Raw genomic sequence first — 21,130 nt, forward strand, 5'->3', positions numbered from 1 at the left:
GGCTCCGGGGAGGGGCGGCAGAGACTCGTCCGAGGTCGGCGGGGGAGCGCGCGACCGCACCCTCGGGCGGTGGGCGGAGAGCAGCCGGAGGGCGGAGACGCGGACGCGCTGGGGACGATCGTCGGCTGGCTGGCCAGCCGGCCGGTCGGTCGTACGGCCACTCCTCGGGGGAGCCCGGTCGCGACGGGCGGCAGCGCGGTGGTCGCCTCGCGGGCGACGGAAGTCGACGGGGCGTCCGGCAGCGGTTTCAGCCGCTCGGGCTCGCCCGCGTCCGGCGCCCGGGAGCGGCGACGGCCTCCGTCCGGGCGGCCGGAGCGGGTGGCCGGCCAGCGGCCATAGCGGTGTCGACTCCATCCGCGTCCCGTCTCGCCTGGGGAGCGGCGGGCGCGCCATGGAGGTCGTCGGGACCGCCGGGCGCGCCATGGAGGTCGTCGGGACCGGCGCGCGCCATGGAGGTCGTCGGGACCGCCGGGCGCGCCATGGAAATCGTCGGGACCGGCGCGGACCGCCCGGCGCGGTGGCAGCGGACCGATGCTGTACTGCCGCGCGGGACCCGCCGAGTGCGAGCACGGGCCGGCCCGGAAGCGTCGGTGAGGAAACCGGCCGCCTCCTCCGGCTCCCCGTCCGCCAGAGAGCGCCGTCACCCCGGCGGCGCGGACACGCGGCTGCCGGGAGGCGAGCGGCGGTGGGCGCGGGGCGCTGTCGCGGTCGCCATCCGGCGCGGGCGGATGCGGCGTCCGTGCACGGGGTCCCGGATGGCGCGTCGGGGTCCGAAGCGCGTACCGATCACGCCTCCTCGCACACCGGCCCGGCGAGGCCCGCGCGGCGGACACCCCAGCGCCGGGAACCCGGCCGCCGCGTCCGCCGCGGCCCCGTCTCACGCACCCGCCCGTCGGGACGGCGCAGCACGGCCGCCACCGCCGCACCCCGGAACGGGCTCAGCTTCGACGCTTGAGCGCGCGATGGCGTTCCGCATGGATGCGATCCGCGCGTCGTCCGAGTGCCCAGGCCGCGCGGTCGTGGTTCGCCTCCTGATCGGGCCTCGCGGGGGCTCGCATCGTAGAACGCCCCGCCGATACCCGCCCGCGCCCGCTCGATTCACCCTTCCGAGTTCTTGACGAAACATACGGCGCACTGCATAGTTATGCCTACCACCGCATGCAATGCACGTAAGGAGAACCCCGTGACCGAGCGCGTCGTACTCGCCTATTCGGGCGGCCTGGACACCTCCGTCGCCATCGGCTGGATCGCCGAGGAGACGGGCGCCGAGGTCATCGCCGTCGCCGTGGACGTCGGCCAGGGCGGCGAGGATCTGGACGTCATCCGCAAGCGCGCGCTCGCCTGCGGTGCGGTGGAGGCGGAGGTCGCCGACGCCAAGGACGAGTTCGCCGAGGAGTACTGCCTCCCGGCGATCAAGGCCAACGCCCTCTACATGGACCGGTACCCGCTGGTCTCCGCCCTCTCCCGGCCGACGATCGTCAAGCACCTCGTCGCCGCCGCGCGGAAGCACGGCGCCACCACGGTCGCCCACGGCTGCACCGGCAAGGGCAACGACCAGGTGCGGTTCGAGGCGGGCATCTCCTCGCTCGCGCCGGACCTGAAGTGCATCGCGCCCGTCCGGGACTACGCCATGACCCGGGACAAGGCCATCGCCTTCTGCGAGGCCAAGGGCCTGCCGATCGCCACCACCAAGAAGTCGCCGTACTCGATCGACCAGAACGTCTTCGGCCGGGCCGTCGAGACCGGCTTCCTGGAGGACATCTGGAACGCCCCCATCGAGGACGTCTACGACTACACCGCCAACCCGGCCACCCCGCGCGACGCCGACGAGGTCGTGATCACCTTCGAGGCCGGCGTCCCGGTCGCGATCGACGGCGAGTCCGTCACCGTCCTCCAGGCGATCCAGCAGCTCAACGACCGGGCGGGAGCTCAGGGCATCGGCCGGATCGACATGGTCGAGGACCGGCTCGTGGGCATCAAGTCCCGGGAGATCTACGAGGCGCCCGGCGCCATCGCGCTGATCACCGCCCACCAGGAGCTGGAGAACGTCACCGTCGAGCGCGAACTCGCCCGCTACAAGCGGCAGGTCGAGCAGCGGTGGAGCGAGCTGGTCTACGACGGGCTGTGGTTCTCGCCGCTCAAGCGGGCGCTGGACGGCTTCATCGCCGAGGCCAACGAGCACGTCAGCGGTGACATCCGGATGACCCTGCACGGCGGCCGGGCCGTCGTCACCGGCCGGAAGTCCGCCAAGTCGCTCTACGACTTCAACCTGGCCACCTACGACACGGGTGACACCTTCGACCAGTCGCTGTCCAAGGGCTTCATCGAGATCTTCGGCCTCTCGTCGAAGATCGCCGCCAAGCGGGACCTGGTCTGACCGACCGGCCGGCCGCCTCCCCCCACCACCCACGAGGAGCACGCACGTGAGCAACGGCACCACCGACGATGTCCGCCTCTGGGGCGGCCGCTTCGCCGACGGCCCGGCCGAGGCGCTGGCCAAGCTGTCGGCGTCGGTCCACTTCGACTGGCGCCTGGCCCCCTACGACATCGCCGGTTCCCGCGCCCACGCCCGCGTGCTGCACCAGGCCGGGCTGCTGACCGCCGACGAGCTCACGGCGATGCTGGACGGCCTCGACCGGCTGGAGGCCGACGTCGCCACCGGCGCCTTCACCGGCACCGTCGCCGACGAGGACGTCCACACCGCACTGGAGCGCGGCCTCCTCGAACGGCTCGGCCCCGACCTCGGCGGCAAGCTGCGCGCCGGCCGCTCCCGGAACGACCAGGTCGCCACCCTCTTCCGGATGTACCTGCGCGACCACGCGCGGATCATCGGCGGGCTCCTCGCCGAGCTCCAGGAAGCGCTCGTCGGCCTCGCCGAGGCGCACCAGGACGTGGCCATGCCCGGCCGGACGCACCTCCAGCACGCCCAGCCCGTCCTCTTCGCCCACCACGTCCTCGCCCACGTCCAGGCGCTCGGCCGGGACGCGGAGCGGCTGCGGCAGTGGGACGAGCGGACGGCCGTCTCCCCGTACGGCTCCGGCGCCCTCGCCGGCAGCAGCCTCGGCCTCGACCCGGAGGCGGTCGCCGCCGACCTCGGCTTCGAGCGCGGCTCGGTGGGCAACTCCATCGACGGCACGGCGTCCCGGGACTTCGTCGCCGAGTTCGCGTTCATCACGGCGATGATCGGCGTCGATCTGTCGCGGATCGCCGAGGAGGTCATCATCTGGAACACGAAGGAGTTCTCCTTCGTCACCCTCCACGACGCCTTCTCGACCGGGTCGTCGATCATGCCGCAGAAGAAGAATCCGGACATCGCGGAGTTGGCGCGGGGCAAGTCGGGGCGGCTGATCGGCAACCTCACCGGGCTGCTCGCCACGCTCAAGGCGCTGCCGCTCGCCTACAACCGCGACCTCCAGGAGGACAAGGAGCCGGTCTTCGACTCCTGCGACCAGCTGGAGATCCTGCTGCCCGCCTTCACCGGGATGATGGCCACGCTGACCGTGCACCGCGAGCGGATGGAGGAGCTGGCGCCCGCCGGGTTCTCGCTGGCCACGGATATCGCCGAGTGGCTGGTGCGGCAGGGGGTGCCGTTCCGGGTGGCGCATGAGGTGGCGGGGGAGTGCGTGAAGGTGTGCGAGGGGCGGGGGATCGAGCTGGACGGGCTCACGGACGAGGAGTTCGCCGCGATCTCGCCGCATCTGACGCCGGAGGTTCGTACGGTCCTCGACGTTCCGGGCTCGCTCGCGTCCCGTAGCGGGCGGGGGGGTACCGCGCCGTCGGCGGTCGCCGCGCAGCTTGCCGAGGTCAAGGCGGACCTCGCGGTGCAGCGGGAGTGGGCGGGCGCGCGGGGGTGACCCCTGCGGGGGCCGTGCCCCGGTCCCTCCCCCAAAGGGGGCACCCCCATCTCACCGTTTCTTGGGGGGGCGCAGCCCCCCCACCCCCGAAACCGCGCTCCGCGCGGTTGTCCTCAAACGCCGGACGGGCTGACGTGCCCACCCGGTGCGCGACACCATCGACCCGAATGAGACATCACCGTCTCATTCGGGTTATCCTCGTCTCATGAGGCTCGACCGACAGCACGTACTGAACGCGGCCGCGTCCCTGCTCACCCGCAAGGCGACGGCCTCCATGGACGAGATCGCGAGAGCGGCCGGGATCAGCCGTGCCACGCTCCACCGGCACTTCGCCGGGCGCGACGCGCTCGTCCGGGCGCTGGAAGACCTGGGGATCGAGCAGTTCGAGCGGGCGCTCGACGAGGCGAGGACGGAGGAGGGGGACGCGGCCGAGGCCGTCCGCCGGCTGATCGCGCTGTCCGAGCCCGTCGCCGGCATCCTCGCCTTCCTCTTCACCGAGAACCAGCTGTACGAGAACGGCTGCAACGAGGGCTGGAACCGGCTCGACACCCGCGTCCAGCGGCTCTTCACCCGGGGCCAGGAGGAAGGCGCCTTCCGTCTCGACCTCTCGGCGGCCTGGCTCACCGAGGCGCTCTACGGGCTGATCGGCACCGGTGCCTGGGCGGTCCACGACGGCCGGGTGGCCGCCAAGGACCACACCAGAATGGTCTCCGAGCTGCTGCTCGGCGGCGCCCGACGGAGGATGGAACGATGAGCGGCCAGCGAACGATCACCCAGCCGTCGGACGCGCGAGGATCCGGAGAGACCCCTTACCGCGGCCGGTGGCTGGCACTCTCCGTCCTCGTCCTGGCCGTGCTGCTGGTCGCCGTCGACGCGACCGTGCTCGGCCTGGCGACCCCGTTCCTCAGCGAGGACCTGCGGCCCTCCGGCACGCAGCTGCTGTGGATCGGCGACATCTACTCCTTCGTCATCGCCGGTCTGCTGGTCTCCATGGGCAGCCTGGGCGACCGGATCGGCCGCAAGCGGCTGCTGCTCGGCGGCGCCGTCGCGTTCGGCGCGGTGTCGGTGCTCAACGCCTACGCCTCCAGCCCGGAGATGATGATCGCCGCCCGGGCGCTGCTGGGCGTCGCCGGCGCCACCCTGATGCCGTCCACGCTGGCGCTGATCCGCAACCTCTTCCACGACCCGCGCGAACGCAGCCTCGCCATCGGCATCTGGGGCGCGATGGCCTCGGCGGGCGCGGCCGTGGGGCCGGTGGTCGGCGGGTTCCTGCTGGAGAACTACTGGTGGGGCTCGGTCTTCCTGATCAACCTGCCGGTGATGGCGGTGCTGGTGCTCGTCGGCGTCAAGCTGCTGCCCGAGTCGCGTGACCCGTCCCCCGGCCCCTGGGACCTGCTGAGCGTCGTGCTGTCGATGGCCGGCATCGTGGGCGTCGTCTACGCGGTCAAGGAAGGCGCGACGCACGGGATCAGCGCGGAGATCGCCATCGCGGCCGTCGTGGGCCTGACCGCCCTGGCCTGGTTCGTCCGCCGGCAGCTCCGGCTGCCCGCACCCCTGCTGGACATGCGCCTCTTCCGCAACCGGGGCTTCTCCGCCGCCGTGCTGGCGGACCTGCTGACCGTGCTGGGCCTGTCCGGGATGGTGTTCTTCCTGTCCCAGTTCCTCCAGCTCGTCCAGGACCGCGACCCGCTGGAGGCCGGCCTGGCCGAACTCCCGGCCGCCGTCGGCGCGGTGACGGCCGGCCTGCTGGCCGGACAGGCGGCCCGCCGCTGGTCGGTACGGTCGGTCGTGGGCGGCGGACTGGCGGCCATCGGCGTCGCCCTCGCCGTCATCGCCACCCTGCGGACGGACACCTCCTACCCGCTGCTCGGGGCGGTCCTGCTGGTCGTCGGCGTGGGGGCGGGCTTCTCGTTCACCGTCACCGCCGACGTCATCCTCTCCAGCGTGCCCAAGGAGCAGGCGGGCGCCGCCTCGGCCGTCTCCGAGACGGCGTACGAACTGGGCGCCGCGCTCGGCATCGCGCTGCTGGGCTCGATCGTCACCGGCGTCTACCGGGACTTCGCCGTCCCGGCCGGCGTGCCGGCGGGGCCCGCGGCGGACGCGCACGAGTCGCTGGGCGGGGCGGTCGAGGCGGCGATGACGCTCCCCGCCGACGCCGGCTCGGCGCTGCTGAGCTCCGCGCAGCACGCCTTCGTCGACGGGCTGCGGCTGGCGTCCGCCGTCGGCGCGGTGGTGCTGCTGGGGACGGCGGTGGCGGCGTGGTTCCTGCTGCGCGGGCAGCGCCTGGAGGACAGCGCGGACATCGAGCACTGAATCCCGCGCGACGTGAGCCGGAAACGCCGACCGCTGAGCGGCACAGGGCTCGGATGAGCTAATCGCACACGGGCCGGGGCGGCAAGCCCCGGCCCGTGTGACTTTTTCCGGCGGTTCCGTCCCTTGACGGGCTCCTTACCGCGCGGGAACGATCGCGACTACCGGTCGGTATTGCCGAACGGGGTTCGGCGAACGAAGTCCTTGTGCGGAAGGAATCCCATGCGTCTGCGCACCAAAGTGAGAGCCCTGCTCGCCGCGGCGGCCACCGCGGCCCTCACCCTCACCGGCGTGTCCGCCACGGCGGCCCCCGCCTCGGCGTCGGTGCTCGACATCCCGCCCAAGGGCGCCAACGACTGGTCCTGCAAGCCGGATTCGGCCCACCCGGAGCCCGTCGTCCTGGTCAACGGCACGTTCAAGCTCATGGCGGAGAACTGGGCCAAGCTCTCCCCGAAGCTGAAGGAGAACGGCTACTGCGTCTTCGCCTTCAACTACGGGCACCTGGAGACCGACCCCATCCCGCAGTCGGCGGCCGAACTGCGCGACTTCGTCGAGGCCGTGCGCGGCGCCACCGGCGCGGCCAAGGTCGACATCGTCGGCCACAGCCAGGGCGGCATGATGCCGCGCTACTACGTGAAGTTCCTCGGCGGCGCGGACAAGGTGGACGACCTCGTCGGCATCGTCCCGTCCAACCACGGCACGAAGAACCCGCTGGCCATCCCCGCCGGATACACCGTCTGCCCGTCCTGCCTGGACCAGCGCGCCGGATCCGACCTGCTGAAGAAGCTCAACGACGGCGAGGAGACGCCCGCCGGGCCCGACTACACCGTCGTCACCACCCGGTACGACGAGGTCGTCATCCCCTACACCAGCGCCCTGCTGACCGGCCCGGCCGAGCGGCTGACCAACGTCGTCCTCCAGGACACGTGCCCGCTCGACCCCTTCATGCACGACCAGGCGACCAAGGACCCGGTCGTCCACCAGTGGGTGCTCAACGCCCTGGCACGCAAAGGCCCCGCCGACCCGGGCTTTCGGCCGCGGTGCCTCGGCGGGGCCTGACGGCCACCGGTCGTCGGGAAAGGGCCCGGCTCAGGCCGCCTTCGCCGCCCGCGCCTTGGTGGCGTACATGTCCACGTACTCCTGGCCGGAGAGGTGCATGACCTCGCTCATCACCTCGTCGGTGACGGCCCGCAGGACGTAGCGGTCGCGGTCCATGCCCTCGTAGCGCCCGAAGTCCAGCGGCTCACCGAAGCGGATGGTCACGGGACTGATGTGCGGACGGCCCTTGCCGCTCGGCTGCACCTTGTCCGTACCGATCATCGCGAACGGCACCACCGGCGCGCCCGTCATCAGCGCGAGGCGGGCGATGCCGGTCCGGCCGCGGTACAGCCGGCCGTCGGGGGAGCGGGTGCCCTCCGGGTAGATGGCGAAGATGTTGCCCTCCTCCAGCACCCGACGGCCCGTCATCAGCGCGGCGACCCCGCCGTGACCGCCGTCACGGTCCACCGGGATCATGCCCGAGGCCCCGAAGAACCAGGCCATCAGCCGGCCCTTGAGCCCCTTGCCCGTCACGTACTCGTCCTTGCCGATGAAGAACACCTGCCGCTTGACCACCAGGGCCAGGAACAGCGAGTCGATGAACGTGACGTGGTTCCCCGCCAGAATGACCGGCCCGGAAGCGGGGATGCGCTCCATGCCCTCGACCTTGGGGCGGTACAGGACGCGCATGAGAAGTCCGAGGAACGCCTTGAGCAGGATGCGGGACACGGATCCTCCGGTCTTGTCTTGGTCTTGTTCGGTCTGGTCGATCGGTCGGTCGGTCGACGGCCGGGCCTGGTGGCAGGTGAGGACGATACTCGCGGGTACGGCCTTTCCGCACACCGGGTTAACCGACTCGATACGCAGTGTTGACGTGAGTTTTCACTCCGTTTCGATCACGGCCTTCTGTACGCAAGGCGGACGCACCTACGATCTGCGCGTCCGAAAGGGAGCCGGAACTACCGGCTCCGGAATGAAGGAGCGAATGTACATGCAGCAGGAGCAGCGGCCGGGCCGGCGTTCGGTGCTGGGGGCCGCGGCGGTCCTCGGCGCGGGCGCGGTCACCCTCGGCGGCGGCGCGGGCGTGGCGGCGGCGGCACCGGCGACGGCGGCGGGCGACCGGCGGCCGGGCCATGGCCACGGCCACGGCGGCGGTCTGCGGGACCTGCCGGTGCCCACGGTCGTCGGACACCGCGGCGGCAGCGGATACCGGCCCGAGCACACCCTCGGCTCCTACCGGTTCGCCCTGGAGAACGGCGCGGACGTCATCGAGCAGGACGTCGTCCCCACCAAGGACGGCCATCTCGTCTGTCGCCACGAGAACGACATCACGGGCACCACCGACGTCTCCTCCCGTCCGGAGTTCGCCTCCCGCAAGACCACCAAGAAGGTCGACGGCGAGTCCCACACCGGCTGGTTCACCGAGGACTTCACCCTCGCCGAGCTCAAGACCCTGCGTGCGAAGGAACGCCTGCCCCAGGTCCGGCAGCACAACACCCTCTACGACGGCCACTGGACCGTGCCCACCTTCGAGGAGGTCCTCAAGTGGGCCGAGGAGGAGGGGCGCAAGCGCGGCCGGCGCGTCTGGCTGCACGTCGAGACCAAGCACCCCACCTACTTCCGCAAGCTGGGCCTGGGCCTGGAGGAGCGGCTCGCCAAGCTGCTCCGCCGGTACGGCCGCGCGGGCCGGAACTCGTATACCTTCCTCCAGTCCTTCGAGCCGAGCAGCCTGCAGCGACTGGGCCGGCTGGGCATCGACTGCCCCAAGGTGCTGCTGCTGGACGACCTGCCCACCCGCCCCTGGGACTTCGTCGAGGCCAAGGACCCGCGCACGGTCGCCGACCTCATCACCCCCAAGGGCCTGAAGTGGGTCTCCGGTTTCGCCCAGGGCATCGGCCCGTGGCTCAACCTGATCATTCCGCGGGACAAGAACGAGAAGCTCACCAAGCCCACCACGCTCGTCCGTGACGCCCACGCGGCCGGTCTCGTCCTGCACCCCTACACCATGCGCAACGAGAACAGCTTCCTGCCCGCCGACTTCCGGCGCGGGAGCGACCCCAACGCGTACGGCGACGCCATAGGCGCCTTCAAGGCGTACTACGCGACGGGAATCGACGGCATCTTCTCGGACAACTGCGACACGGCGATTGTGGCGCGAGAGGAGTTCCTGAAGGGACGCAAGGGCTGACGCCCGTCGCGTCTCCTTCTTCTTGTCCCCGGTCCTTCTGTATTCCGGGCGAATCCACACGGACGAGTGACGCCCGAGGGTGCCGGCAACCGGCGGGACGTGGGTCCACGTCCCGCCGGGCATGACACCGAACGACCTTGTCACCACGCTCCGGCCGCTGCTGGCCGCCGAATGCGCCGCCGAGGCGCCGGCGGCCGGCATCGACGCGGCCGACCTCGAACAGGCCGTCTGGGTCCGACTGCTGAGCGACCGCACCGAAAGCGGTCCCACCGGCCGGCGCACGCGCCCCCGCCGTCCCGAGCCGCCCGCCCTCCGGTTGCGCGCCGCCGTCCGCGCCGAGGCCCGAGCCGCGAGCCGCCTCGCCCGCCGCGAAGTGCCGTACGACCCGGTGGCCGCCGAACCGGCCGACCACGCCGGCGCTCTCGACTCCGGCGTCGAACGGGCGGTCCTGGCCGCCGAATCCCGCCGCGAACTGCGCGCCGCCGTCCGCCGCCTCCCCGGCCGCTGCCCCGGCCTGATGCGTGCCCTTCTCTCCTCCGGAGACCCGACCTACCGAGAAATCGCAGGAGAGTTGGGTATCTCACAAGGATCTTTGGGACCGATCCGTTCCCGTTGCCTGGGATGCCTGCGCAGAATGCTGACGGCGGCGATTGCGGCTCCTGGACCTTGGGGAAAGGAGCGGTAGACAACAGGCGCCACGGAGGCGACGTGTACCGCGGCGGCTCCTGTCAGACGGAACGTACGGGACTGACCAGGGGAGGCATGCGCACATGGGTATGAGCGTGACCATCGCGGCGGCGACCGAGGACGACGCCGAACAGATCCTGAAGCTTCAGTACCTCTGCTACCAGGGGGAGGCCGAGCTCTACGGGGACTACTCCCTCGACCCTCTGACCCAGAGCCTCGACGAGCTGCGCGCCGAACTCGCCGCGGGGTGCGTGCTGGTGGCCCGGCTCGGCGACGAGGTCGTGGGCTCGGTGCGCGGCACCCATGCCTCCGAGGGAACCGCCACCATCACCGGCCTCATCGTCCACCCCCGCCTCCGCCGCCACGGCTTGGGCGGCCGGCTGCTCGCCGCGGTCGAGGAGCGCCTCGCCGCGGACGGCTCTGTACGCCGCTTCCGTCTCGCCGTCGGACGGCGGAGCGAGCTGACGCTGCGGCTGTGCCGGAAGCGGGGGTACGAGGCGGTGGGGACGGAAGTGGTCAGCAAGGCGCTGACGGTGGTGACGCTGGAGAAGGCGGTGGCGGTGGAGGAGCTGGCTGCGGCTGGGTGAGGGGTGCCCCGGTCCCGCCCTTTCGCCGTTTCTTGCGGGGGCAGGCCCCCGCACCCCCGCAACCGCGCTGCGCGCGGTTGTCCTCAAACGCCGGACGGGCTGAAGTGCGCGCCCAAGGCGGCACTATCCAGCCCGTCCGGCGTTTGAGGACGAGCGGCGGAGCCGCGACAAGCGGGGTCTGGGGCGCAGTCCCAGGAAACGGCGAAAGGGCGGGGTTGGGGACCCTCACCGCGCAGCGGAAACCGGCGCCCGCCGCAGCCACACCATCGCCGTCACCGGCAGAATCACCGGAATGAACAGGTACCCCATCCCGTAATCCGACCACACGGTCGCGTCAGGGAACGCCCCAGGATCCGCGAGGGTCCACGTCCCCACCGTGACAACCCCGAGAAGCTCCAGCGCGCAACAGACGAGAGCCGCCCTCCGAGCCCCCTCCCCACCCCGCACCAACGAGTACGTGATGAAGGCGTACACCACGGCCGCGACGGCCGAGAGGACGTACGCCAGCGGCGCGTCCCCGAAGTGCAGAGCCATCTGCACGATGGACCGCGACGCCGCCGCCACGGTGAACACCCCGTACAGCCAGACCAGCAGTCGGCCCGGCCCCTTGCCCAGGCCCGCGCCGCCGTCGGCGGCGGTGGTGGCGGGTTCGGTCACGGTCAGCCTCCCCAGATGTCGTAGAGCCGTACCTGGAGCACGGCGAGGATGACGGCGCCGGCGGCCACGGTGGCGGACCCCCAGCGGGTGCGTTCGGCGAGCGACATGAAACCGGCGCCGGGCACGCACGCGGCGGCGCCCAGCAGATACGCCACGAAGAGGGCGGTGCCCTTCACGGGCCGCTCGCCCCGGGCGAGCTGCACCACACCGACGACCAGCTGGACGAGGGCGAGGACGGAGACGACGGCCATGCCGATGAAGTGCCAGTCCTTGGTCGGCTGGTCACGGTAGGCGGCGTGGCCGCACCAGACGGCGAGCGCGAGGGCGGTCACACCGACCGCGAGCGTCAGCGCGTCGATCACCGTGACCCCCGGGCGGCACGGGCGTGCGGATGGGGCGTGACAGGCATGGGGACGACTTTAGACGCCCCCCGCGCGCCCGCCGCGCCCGGCCCGCACTGTCCACGGGGTGACCGGAGGTGTCCGCCATTCGGACAACCTTGGCCTGTTCGCGCAGACGTCTGTTTTACTTGCCCGCATGACCACGACGAGCACCCGCAGCTTTGCGACCGAGGCGATGACGACGCCCGGTGCTGTTCGTCGCATGTGTCGAATGTGTGACCGCTGAGGGCCCCCGTTCCGAGCCTCGCGCCCCGAAGCGAGACCCGCAGAGCCCGCGTCCGACGACGGACCGCCCGCTCCGCACCGCTCACCACCCCTCCGCGACACCGGATTCCCCGCCACCGCGCCCACGACGGCGCCGACGGGGTCCCACGCCGCGTTCCGCAATGAATTCCCGTGCGCCGGCGCCCCACCTGCCGCGCACTCGACAGTGACGGAAACCCCTGTGATCACCACTACGGGCCTGACAAAGGTCTACCGCTCACGCGGCCGCGAGGTCACCGCCCTCGACGGCGTCGACCTGCACGTCCGGGAGGGCGAGGTCTACGGCGTCATCGGCCAGAGCGGCGCCGGCAAGTCCACGCTCATCCGCTGCGTCAACCTCCTGGAGCGCCCGACCTCCGGGACGGTCACCGTCGCCGGCCAGGACCTCACGGCCCTCGCCGGCCGCGGTCCGCGCGCCGGGGCGGCCCTCCGGCAGGCGCGCAGCCGCATCGGCATGGTCTTCCAGCACTTCAACCTGCTCTCCTCGCGGACCGTGCAGTCCAACGTCGAGCTCCCGCTGGAGATCCTCGGCCTGTCCGGCAAGGAGCGCTCCCGCAAGGCGCTGGAGCTGCTTGAGCTGGTCGGCCTCGCCGACAAGGCCAAGGCCTACCCGGGACAGCTCTCCGGCGGCCAGAAGCAGCGCGTCGGCATCGCCCGCGCCCTGGCCGGCGACCCCAAGGTGCTGCTCTCCGACGAGTCGACCTCCGCGCTCGACCCGGAGACCACCCGCTCGATCCTCCAGCTGCTGCGCGACCTCAACCGGCAGCTCGGCCTGACCGTGCTGCTGATCACGCACGAGATGGACGTCGTCAAGTCCATCTGCGACTCCGCGGCCCTGATGAAGGGGGGCAGGGTGATCGAGTCCGGCACCGTCGCCGAACTGCTGGCCACCCCCGGCTCCGAGCTGGCGGCCGAGCTGTTCCCGGTCGGCGGCGAGCCGTCCGGCCCCGACCGCACGGTGGTGGACGTCACCTTCCACGGCGACGCGGCCACCCGGCCGGTCATCTCGCAGCTCTCGCGCACGTACAACATCGACATCTCGATCCTCGGCGCCGCGATGGACACCGTCGCCGGCCGCCAGGTCGGCCGGATGCGCATCGAGCTGCCCGGCCGCTTCGAGGAGAACGTGGTCCCCATCGGCTTCCTGCGCGAGCAGGGCCTCCAGGTCGAGGTGGCGCCCGTGACCGCCGGTGCGGAGGCCGCGGCCGACGCCCTCCTCCTTAAGGAAGGTGCCAAGTGACCTGGAACGAGATGCAGCCGCTGCTGCGCGACGCCTGTCTCGACACCCTCTTCATGGTGTGGTGGTCCGCCGTCTGGACCGTCGTCGGCGGTCTGCCGCTGGGCATCCTGCTCTACCTCACCGACCGCGGCGGACTGCTCCGCAACGTCGTGGTCAACAAGGTCGTCGGCGCGGTGGTCAACATCGCCCGGTCCGTGCCCTTCATCATCCTGATCGTCTGGCTGATCCCCTTCACCCGCCTGGTGATCGACACCTCCATGGGCCCCAGCGCCGCGGTCGTCGCCCTCGCCATCGGCGCCATCCCGTTCTTCGCCCGGCTGGTCGAGAGCGCCCTCCGCGAGGTGGACGCCGGACTGATCGAGGCCGTCCAGTCGATGGGCGGCGGCACCTGGACGATCATCTTCAAGGTGCTGCTGCCGCAGGCCCTGGCCTCCCTGGTGGCCGCCCTGACCACCACCGTGATCGCCCTCATCGGCTACTCCGCCATGGCCGGCGCCGTCGGCGGCGGCGGGCTCGGCCAGGTCGCCATCAACTACGGCTACCAGCGGCAGGAGCACGGGCTGATGAACATCACCATCGTGCTGCTGATCGTCCTGGTCACCGTCGTCCAGCTGGCCGGCGACCTGACCGTACGCCGCCTCGCCCGCCGCACCGGCCGGCAGACCGCCCCCGGCGGCCTGTGGCGCCTGCGCCGCACGGCGAAGACCCCGGCCGCCCCTGAGGCCGCCCAGGCCCCGGAGGTCTCCGCCGTCCCGGCCCAGCGCGCGGCCGACGAGCCGAAGGCGGCCGATGAGCCGAAGGCGGCCGATGAGCCGAAGTCGGCCGATGAGCCGAAGTCGGCCGGCGAGCCCAAGGCGGCCGTCGACGCCCCCTGAACCCCCCCGGGGTCCGTCGACGGCCCCGGGGACACCACGAGCCCGGACCCTTTGCCGGGTGGCACCACCTCGTGAGAACAAGAAAGAGGCACTCTTCGTGCGTACCACCGTCAAGCTCACCGCCGCCGTCGCGGCAGCCGCGGCGCTCACTCTCGGCCTGAGCGCCTGCAGCGCCCCCTCCGACACCTCCTCGTCCTCCACGAAGAAGGGCAAGGACGCCGACCCGACGGCCAAGCTCGTCATCGCCGCCAGCCCCACGCCGCACAGCGTCATCCTGGAGTTCGTCCGCGACCACCTCGCCAAGGACGCCGGCCTGAAGCTGGAGGTGAAGCAGTTCAACGACTACAACGCGCCCAACAACCTGACGCAGAGCGGCGAGGTCGACGGCAACTTCTTCCAGCACAAGCCGTACCTCGACGAGTTCAACAAGAAGAACAAGACCGACATCGTCCCGGTCGTCAACGTCGAGATCGAGCCGCTGGGCCTCTACTCCAAGAAGGTCGAGAAGGTCTCCGAGCTGGGCGAGGGCTCCAGCATCGCCATCCCCAACGACGTCACCAACGAGGGCCGCGCCCTCAAGCTGCTCGCCGACAACAAGGTCATCGAGCTCAAGGACGGCGTGGGCGCGAGCGCCACCCTCAACGACATCAAGGACGACAAGGGCGTCAAGTTCACCGAGATCGAGGCCGCCCAGATCCCGGCCCGCCTCGCCGACGTGGACGCCGCGATCATCAACGGCAACTTCGCCATCGGCGCCAAGCTCAACCCGGCCAAGGACTCCCGGGCCCTGGAGAAGGCCGAGGGCAACCCCTACGCCAACTTCCTCGCCGTGAAGAAGGGCAACGAGCAGGACCCGCGCATCGTCAAGCTCGCCAAGCTGCTCAACTCCGACGAGGTCAAGAAGTTCATCGAGGAGAAGTTCAGCAACGGGGCCGTCATCCCGGCCTTCGGCCCCGCCAAGAGCTGACCGCCGGTACGCTCGGCCCTCTCGTCCCGGCCGTCCCGGCGGACGCAGGCCCCGCACACGCCACGCGTGCGCGGGGCCGCCGCGCTTGGCGCACCACCGTGGCCATACTGCATGCTGGTGCACCCGAGACCGGCGCGACCGCCGGGACGGGACCCGGCCACCCTCCCCGCGCCCGACGGCACGGGGGACCCCTCCGGCGTTGGAGCAGCGCATGACTTCCACCTTTCCGGACATCTCCATCAGTACGGACCGGCTGGTGCTGCGCCCGTTCGACGCGACGGACGTCCCCGAGCTCACCGAGATGATGAACGACGAGCTCATCACCGCCTGGACGTCCGCCCCCCACCCATACACCACCGCCGACGCCCGCGACTGGGTCCTGCGCGCCGCCCCCTCCGAACGGGCCTCGGGACGCGGAATCGTCTTTGCGGTCACCGAGTTCCTCACCCACCGCCTCGTCGGCACCGTGCGCCTCCACCACACCGACTGGCACACCCTCTCCACCGAGATCGCCTACGTCACCGCCCCCTGGGCCCGCGGCGAGGGCTACGCCTGCGAGTCCGTGCTCGCCGTCGCCCAGTGGCTCTTCCGGGACCAGAAGTTCGAACGCCTCGAACTCCGCACCGCCGCCGACAACACCGCCGCCCAGCAGGTCGCCCAGAAACTCGGCTGCATCAGCGAAGGCGTCCTCCGCAACGCCTGGATAGCGCGCAGCCGCACCGAGGACGGCGGCTGGACCGACATCCGCACCGACCTCATCGTCTGGAGCCTGCTCCCCGAGGACCTCGACGAGGTGCGCGAACAGCACACCGGGGACGGCACCGGCTACGCCGCCGCGTTCCCCGGCTGGTCGCCCGGCTGGCGCTGACGCCCCCCGCGCGCAACCATCCGCCCCGCACTCCGGACAGTGGTCCGGACCTGCCGGGGTACTCTCACCATGCCCGCCCCGCGGGCGACCACCCTCACCTCGCACTTTCCCCCGAGACACCCCCAGGAGACAGACGACGATGGCCGACCGGGTCACGGTGATCGGATGGGACGGCTCACCGCTGACGGAGGCGGCCCGCTCCGCCGTGGGCGCCGCCACCCTCGTCGCCGGAGCCGCGCACCACCTGGCGCTGCCCGAGATCCCGCCCACCGCCGAACGCGTCCGGCTCGGCAGCGTCGACCTCGCCGCCCGCCGCATCGCCCGGCACCGCGGCACCGCCGTCGTCCTCGCCGACGGCGACCCCGGCTTCTTCGGCGTCGTCCGCGCCCTGCGCGCCCCCGAGCACGGCCTGGAGGTCGAGGTCGTGCCCGCCGTCTCCTCCGTCGCCGCCGCCTTCGCCCGGGCCGGCATGCCCTGGGACGACGCCCAGATCGTCGTCGCCCACAGCCGCGACCTGCGACGGGCCGTCAACGTCTGCCGCGCCCATCCCAAGGTCGCCGTCCTCACCTCGCCCGGCGCCGGCCCCGCCGAACTGGCCCTGCTGCTCGGCCCGGTCCACCGCACCTTCGTCATCTGCGAGCAACTGGGCACCGCCCGCGAGCGCGTCACCGTCCTCACCTCCGACAAGGTCGCCGACCACGCCTGGCGCGACCCCAACGTCGTCATCGTGATCGGAGGGTCCGGCGCCGGCCCCGACGACGCCCCGGCCCTGCCCGGACAGCGCGCCGGCGGCTGGATCGCCGGCCGCGACCCCGGCCGGCTCCCCGGCCCGCGCGGCTGGGCCCTGCCCGGCGACGCCCACGCCGGCCCCCTGGGTGAGGGCGAGGCCGCCGAACTGCGCGTCGCCCAACTCGCCCGGCTCGCGCCGCGCGTCGGCGACCTCGTCTGGGACATCGGCTGCGGCAGCGGCGCCGCCGCCGTGGAGGCCGCCCGGTTCGGCGCGGCCGTGATCGCCGTCGACCGGGACCCGGACGCCTGCGCCCGGACCCTCGCCGTCGCCCGCCGCCACGGCGTCCAGCTCCAGACCGTCCACGGCACCGCGCCGCACGTCCTGGAGGACCTGCCCGAGCCCGACGTCGTCCGCGTCGGCGGCGGCGGCGCACCCGTCGTCGCCGCCTGCGCCGACCGCCGCCCCGAGGTCATCGTGGCGCACGCCCTCACCCGCGACGAGGCGGAGGCCGTCGGACGGGCGCTCGCCGAAGGCGGATACGCCGTCGAATGCACCCTGCTCCAGGCCGTGCGCCTGGACACCGCCGGCTGGACGGAACGCGAGCGGTCCGTCACCTTCCTGCTGAGCGGCCGCCGTCCGCACCCGTGATCCCCGCACGCCGCTCGGAGGGTAGGCTGGCGGATCGTTGTGCGGCGGCTCGGTGTCAAAGACCACAGTCACCAATGTCCGGAACGCCCCTCCTTTTTGGCGGTGCGCAGGGCAGGGTGGCACCGGGGCGGTACGCGACGTGCCGCGAGAGTTGGACGCTCGTTCTTGCTATGGGCGTGAGCGGTTGGAAGGAGCACTACCGATGGGCGAGGGGTACGCATGACCGACACCGGCCGGTTCCCGGATGAGGGACAGCCGGAGAACGCAGGCGCGACGCCCGGGCACCCGCTCACCGCGGACGCCGCGGCTCCTGCCGACACCGGAATCCCGGCACATCCCGCCGTCCCGCGGGCGCCTCGCGGACGCCCCACCACGGGACCCTCCACCTACGCGTTCCTCGCCGACAGCGACGCCGCCGACGAGGACGACCTGCTCCTGATGCCGGGCGCCCAGGGCGCCTGGAGCGAGCAGCCGGTCCAGGGCGGCACCCACGAGACGGGCGGCCGGGACACCGGCGCCGCCGTCTTCGAAGAGGTCCGCACCCCTCCGGCCGCCTCCGCCGCGCCCCGCCGCCCCCTGCACATGGGCCCGCCCGACCCGTCGACCAGCGGCGTCGTGCGCTCCCTCGCCGACCGCGGCCCGGCCGCGCCGCAGCAGCCCGTCGGCTCCCCGGTCCCGCACCCGCCGGGCTCCCCGGCCGCCGGCCCGAGCCCGGAGTACCTCGACGTCACGCAGGCCGACGCCGGGACGGCCGCTCCGGCCGTCGACGAGGAGCCGGTCTTCCAGCCGGGCATATGGGACGCCCAGCCTCAGCATCAGGGCCAGGAGCAGCCGGGTTCCTGGCAGGAGCCCGCCACGGCGGACGCGGCGGCGCAGGGCGCGCCGGTCACGCCCGAGGCGTCGCCCGCGGCCGAGCCCGCCGTCGCCTTCGTCCCGCCGCAGAACACGGGCGGGTCTCCGTCCGCCGCGGCGGCGCCCGTTGACGTGCCGTCGGCCGAGGCCGGCGCGGGGGAGGGCGCGCCGGGCGCCGGCCCCGGCGTGACGCTGCCCGCGCAGGCGGCGCCGGTGGAGACCGCCGGCCCGGTGGAAGCCATGCCGGTGGACGCCGTCGCGGTCCCGCACGACACCGTGCCGCCGGCCCGTACTCCGGGGCCGGAGGAGACGGGGCTGCCGTCGCCGGCTGCCGTCGCCGGGGCGGAGGTTGAGGTTCCGTCGGCTGACGGGGACGCGGCTGGGGCCGCTCCTGAGGCCGCTGAGGCGGCTGAGGTGGCTGAGGCGCCCGTGACCGCGGCGGAGCCCGGTGTTGACGGTGCCGTGGACGCCGGGGCGTCCGCGCCCGAGGCTGCCGTGCCCTCCGAGACGCCGGTGACGGATGGGGTGGCCGCGTCGGCTGATGCCGCCGTCGCGGAGACGCCGCAGCCCGCTCCCGTGGCCGGTGCGGCCACGGCCGAGCCGGTGACGCCCGAGTCGTCCGACGCCCCGACGCCCGTTCCCGCCGGGGCACCGGCACCGGCCGACGCGGCCACGCCGGCGGACGGGTCCCCGTCGGAAGCCGGAACGACGCCGGCCGACGCCTCCGTCCCCACCGAGACGCCCGCCCAGGGCGGTACGCCCGGGCTCGCGGACGCTCCCGGCCAGGACGGCGCGGCCGTTCCTACGGGTGTTCCCGCCCAGGCCGACGCTCCGGAACCGGCGAACGCGTCCGCCTCGGGCGACGCATCCGCCCCGGCGGAGGCTTCCGCCGCCGCCCCGAGCGCGGCCTCGGCACCGGCCGATGCCTCCGCATCCATTGCCGCCTCCACCCCTGATTCGCTCGACGCGTCCGCTCCGGCTGACGCGGCCGTCTCCGCGGGTGCCCCCGCCCCGGCAGGCGCGTCCGTCCCGGTCGACGCCTCCGGCCAGGTCGGCGTATCCGCTCCGGCGGATGCCGCTGTCTCCTCCGCCGCACCGGCCGACGCTTCCGCTCCGGCCGACGCGCCGGCCCCGGGTGACGCGGCCGTCCCGGCGGATGCTGCCGCCTCCGCTGACGCGTCCGTGCCGACTGACAGCGCCGCTCAGGCCGGCGCACCGGCTTCGGCCTCCGCCCCGGCATCGGCCGACGCGTCCGCCCAAGCCACCTCGCCGGCTCCGGCTGACGCGTCCGCCACTTCGGCTGCGGACGCCACCGCTGCCGCTGCCGCTGCCGCTTCGGTCGGCGCACCCGCTCCGGGTGGCGCTTCCGCCCCTGCGGACGCCTCCGTCACCGGCGCTGCTCCGGGCGACGCGTCCGCCCCGGCTGACACTCCCGTTGCCGCTGCCGTCTCGGCCGGCGCCTTCGCTCAGTCCGGTGGTTCCGCTCCGGCGGATGCTGTGATCGACGGCGTTGCTTCGGGTGACGCGTCCGCTCCGGCCGACACTCCCGTTTCCACTGCCGCTTCGGTCGGCGCACCCGCTCCGGGTGACGCTTCTGCCCCTGCGGACGCCTCCGTTACCGGTGCCGCTTCGGCTCCGGCGGATGCCGTGGCCGCTGGCGCTGCTTCGGGTGACGCGTCCGCCCCGGCTGACACTCCCGTTTCCGCTGCCGTCTCGGCCGGCGCCTCCGCTCAGCCCGGTGCTTCGGCTCCGGCGGATGCCGTGGTCGCCGGCACTGCTTCGGGTGACGCGTCCGCCCCGGCCGACACCTCCGCTACCGCTGCCGCTTCGGCTGCTCCGGCTGACGCTGTGGTCGTCGGCGCCGCTCCGGGTGACGCGTCCGCACCGGCTGACACCTCCGCCCCGGCCGACGCTTCCGTTTCCGCCGCCGGTTCGGCCGGCCCGGACGCTCCGGCTGACGCTTCCGCTCCTGCGGACGCTATGGCCGCAGGCGGCGCGTCCGCCCCGGGTGCCGCCTCCATCCCGACCGACGCCTCCGTTTCCGCTGCCGCTTCGGTCGGCGCACCGGCTCCGGCTGATGCCTCCGCCCCTGCGGCGGCCGCTGATACCGCCACCGCTCAGCTCGGCGCTTCCGCTCCGGCTGACGCCGGGGCTGCCCCGGCGGACGCCTCCGTCCCGGCTGACGCCTCCACTGCGGCCGCCGCACCCGCACCGACCGACGCCTCCGCCCAGGCCGGTGCGTCCGGCTCACCTGACGCCTCCGTCCCGGCTGGCGCGTCCGACTCGCCTGACGCTCCCGCCCAGACCGGCGCATCAGCGCCTGCCGACGCATCCGCACCGGCAGCCGCCCCGACGGCGGCCGACGCTTCCGCCCCGGCCGAGGCCGCCGCGTCGGCCGACACCGCCGTATCGACCGACGCACCCGCCCAAGCGGTAACTCCCGCACCGGCGGAAGCCGTTGCCCCCGCAGGGGCCGTCGCCCCTGCCGAGGCCGTCGCGCCCGTAGCGGCTCCCGCCGCCGGTGCGACCGTGCCCGCCGAGAACACCGCCCCCGCCGAGAACGCCGTGTCCGCCGAGGACACCCCGCCCGTAGAGAATCCTGTGGCTGCCGAAACCGTTGTGCCTGCCGAGACTTCCCTGCCCGCCGAGGCCCCCGCGCAGGCAGAGGCCCCCGCGACGGCCATGCCCGCCGTGACCGAAGGGGCGCCCGCCGCCCCGGAGACGGTCACGGACCCCGCCGCCCCTGCGGCGACCGCCGAGGCGTCCGTGCCTACGGAGGCCGCCCCCGCGGACGCCGTCGTTCCGGTGCAGCCCGCCGACCAGGCGCCCGCCCCGGCCGGCGCGCTCCCCGCGGAGGCGCCCGCCTCGGCCGGCGAGCCGACGCCCGTACCGGCGCAGGCCGAGGCGCCGGCCCCCGCCGAGGCGGCCCAGGCCGCCCCCGGGCAGCAGTCCGCCCCCCAGGCG

18 protein-coding genes and 1 pseudogene are annotated in these 21,130 nt (G+C 73.2%); 15 read left to right on the forward strand and 4 right to left on the reverse strand.

Annotated elements, in window-relative coordinates; translation table 11 throughout:
• Positions 1-69: 69 nt before the first annotated feature.
• The 6 genes from ACSNOK_RS15340 to ACSNOK_RS15365 all read left to right on the forward strand — a co-directional run bounded on the left by ACSNOK_RS15340 (position 70) and on the right by ACSNOK_RS15365 (position 7,223).
• Positions 70-339: a hypothetical protein gene (locus ACSNOK_RS15340; RefSeq protein ID WP_436781217.1), complete on the forward strand. Its 270-nt coding sequence runs from the start codon at positions 70-72 to the stop codon at positions 337-339.
• An 844-nt stretch (positions 340-1,183) separates the two neighbouring features.
• Positions 1,184-2,377, forward strand: a complete 1,194-nt coding sequence (locus tag ACSNOK_RS15345; RefSeq protein WP_436781218.1) for an argininosuccinate synthase — start codon at positions 1,184-1,186, stop codon at positions 2,375-2,377.
• Between the two features lie 46 nt (positions 2,378-2,423).
• The gene (gene argH, locus ACSNOK_RS15350; protein ID WP_436781219.1) at positions 2,424-3,854 is read left to right on the forward strand and encodes an argininosuccinate lyase; all 1,431 of its coding nucleotides are present in this window, start codon (positions 2,424-2,426) and stop codon (positions 3,852-3,854) included.
• 205 nt (positions 3,855-4,059) lie between these two features.
• Complete coding sequence (locus ACSNOK_RS15355; RefSeq protein WP_436781220.1) at positions 4,060-4,608, forward strand: TetR/AcrR family transcriptional regulator; 549 nt, start codon at positions 4,060-4,062, stop codon at positions 4,606-4,608.
• Entirely contained in the window at positions 4,605-6,167 is a 1,563-nt protein-coding gene (locus ACSNOK_RS15360; protein WP_436781221.1) for an MFS transporter, read from the forward strand. Before ACSNOK_RS15355 ends, ACSNOK_RS15360 begins: the two co-directional genes overlap by 4 nt.
• A 219-nt stretch (positions 6,168-6,386) precedes the next feature.
• Positions 6,387-7,223 (forward strand): alpha/beta fold hydrolase, encoded by an 837-nt coding sequence (locus tag ACSNOK_RS15365; RefSeq protein WP_436781222.1) that lies wholly within the window; start codon positions 6,387-6,389, stop codon positions 7,221-7,223.
• Positions 7,224-7,253: 30 nt separating this feature from the next.
• Here ACSNOK_RS15365 and ACSNOK_RS15370 read toward each other — a convergent pair whose 3' ends face one another.
• A complete protein-coding gene (locus ACSNOK_RS15370; RefSeq protein ID WP_436781223.1) occupies positions 7,254-7,931 on the reverse strand; it encodes a lysophospholipid acyltransferase family protein in 678 nt (225 codons plus the stop codon).
• 262 nt (positions 7,932-8,193) lie between these two features.
• Between ACSNOK_RS15370 and ACSNOK_RS15375 the strand changes: the two genes are divergently transcribed.
• The 3 genes from ACSNOK_RS15375 (at position 8,194) to ACSNOK_RS15385 (ending at position 10,664) form a co-directional block, all read left to right on the forward strand.
• A complete protein-coding gene (locus tag ACSNOK_RS15375) occupies positions 8,194-9,390 on the forward strand; it encodes a glycerophosphodiester phosphodiesterase (RefSeq protein WP_436781224.1) in 1,197 nt (398 codons plus the stop codon).
• 121 nt (positions 9,391-9,511) lie between these two features.
• On the forward strand, positions 9,512-10,075 hold the full coding sequence (locus tag ACSNOK_RS15380) for an RNA polymerase sigma factor (protein WP_436781225.1): 564 nt from the start codon (positions 9,512-9,514) through the stop codon (positions 10,073-10,075).
• A gap of 85 nt (positions 10,076-10,160) precedes the next feature.
• Positions 10,161-10,664, forward strand: a complete 504-nt coding sequence (locus tag ACSNOK_RS15385; RefSeq protein WP_436781226.1) for a GNAT family N-acetyltransferase — start codon at positions 10,161-10,163, stop codon at positions 10,662-10,664.
• 225 nt (positions 10,665-10,889) lie between these two features.
• On the opposite strand, the gene ACSNOK_RS15390 is transcribed toward ACSNOK_RS15385, so the two are convergent.
• Both ACSNOK_RS15390 and ACSNOK_RS15395 read right to left on the reverse strand, forming a co-directional pair.
• Entirely contained in the window at positions 10,890-11,321 is a 432-nt protein-coding gene (locus ACSNOK_RS15390) for a hypothetical protein (RefSeq protein WP_436781227.1), read from the reverse strand.
• Positions 11,322-11,323: 2 nt separating this feature from the next.
• Positions 11,324-11,683: a hypothetical protein gene (locus ACSNOK_RS15395; protein WP_436781228.1), complete on the reverse strand. Its 360-nt coding sequence runs from the start codon at positions 11,681-11,683 to the stop codon at positions 11,324-11,326.
• A gap of 484 nt (positions 11,684-12,167) precedes the next feature.
• On the opposite strand from ACSNOK_RS15395, the gene ACSNOK_RS15400 reads away from it, so the two are divergent.
• The 5 genes from ACSNOK_RS15400 (at position 12,168) to cbiE (ending at position 17,314) form a co-directional block, all read left to right on the forward strand.
• The gene (locus tag ACSNOK_RS15400) at positions 12,168-13,226 is read left to right on the forward strand and encodes a methionine ABC transporter ATP-binding protein (protein ID WP_436781229.1); all 1,059 of its coding nucleotides are present in this window, start codon (positions 12,168-12,170) and stop codon (positions 13,224-13,226) included.
• The gene (gene metI / locus ACSNOK_RS15405) at positions 13,223-14,101 is read left to right on the forward strand and encodes a methionine ABC transporter permease MetI (RefSeq protein ID WP_436781230.1); all 879 of its coding nucleotides are present in this window, start codon (positions 13,223-13,225) and stop codon (positions 14,099-14,101) included. Before ACSNOK_RS15400 ends, metI begins: the two co-directional genes overlap by 4 nt.
• A gap of 97 nt (positions 14,102-14,198) precedes the next feature.
• On the forward strand, positions 14,199-15,068 hold the full coding sequence (locus ACSNOK_RS15410; protein WP_436781231.1) for a MetQ/NlpA family ABC transporter substrate-binding protein: 870 nt from the start codon (positions 14,199-14,201) through the stop codon (positions 15,066-15,068).
• A gap of 211 nt (positions 15,069-15,279) precedes the next feature.
• Positions 15,280-15,936, forward strand: a complete 657-nt coding sequence (locus ACSNOK_RS15415) for a GNAT family N-acetyltransferase (RefSeq protein WP_436781232.1) — start codon at positions 15,280-15,282, stop codon at positions 15,934-15,936.
• 139 nt (positions 15,937-16,075) lie between these two features.
• Positions 16,076-17,314 (forward strand): precorrin-6y C5,15-methyltransferase (decarboxylating) subunit CbiE, encoded by a 1,239-nt coding sequence (gene cbiE / locus ACSNOK_RS15420; RefSeq protein WP_436781233.1) that lies wholly within the window; start codon positions 16,076-16,078, stop codon positions 17,312-17,314.
• 815 nt (positions 17,315-18,129) lie between these two features.
• On the opposite strand, the gene ACSNOK_RS15425 is transcribed toward cbiE, so the two are convergent.
• Positions 18,130-18,408 carry a hypothetical protein gene (locus ACSNOK_RS15425; protein ID WP_436781234.1) on the reverse strand — a complete coding sequence of 93 codons (279 nt, stop codon included), beginning with the start codon at positions 18,406-18,408 and terminating at the stop codon, positions 18,130-18,132.
• A gap of 2,377 nt (positions 18,409-20,785) precedes the next feature.
• Between ACSNOK_RS15425 and ACSNOK_RS15430 the strand changes: the two are divergent.
• Positions 20,786-21,130 (forward strand): annotated as a pseudogene (locus ACSNOK_RS15430) (nicotinate-nucleotide--dimethylbenzimidazole phosphoribosyltransferase); the annotation flags it as partial.

Source organism: Streptomyces sp. URMC 126, assembly GCF_051386555.1.
GTDB lineage: Bacteria > Actinomycetota > Actinomycetes > Streptomycetales > Streptomycetaceae > Streptomyces.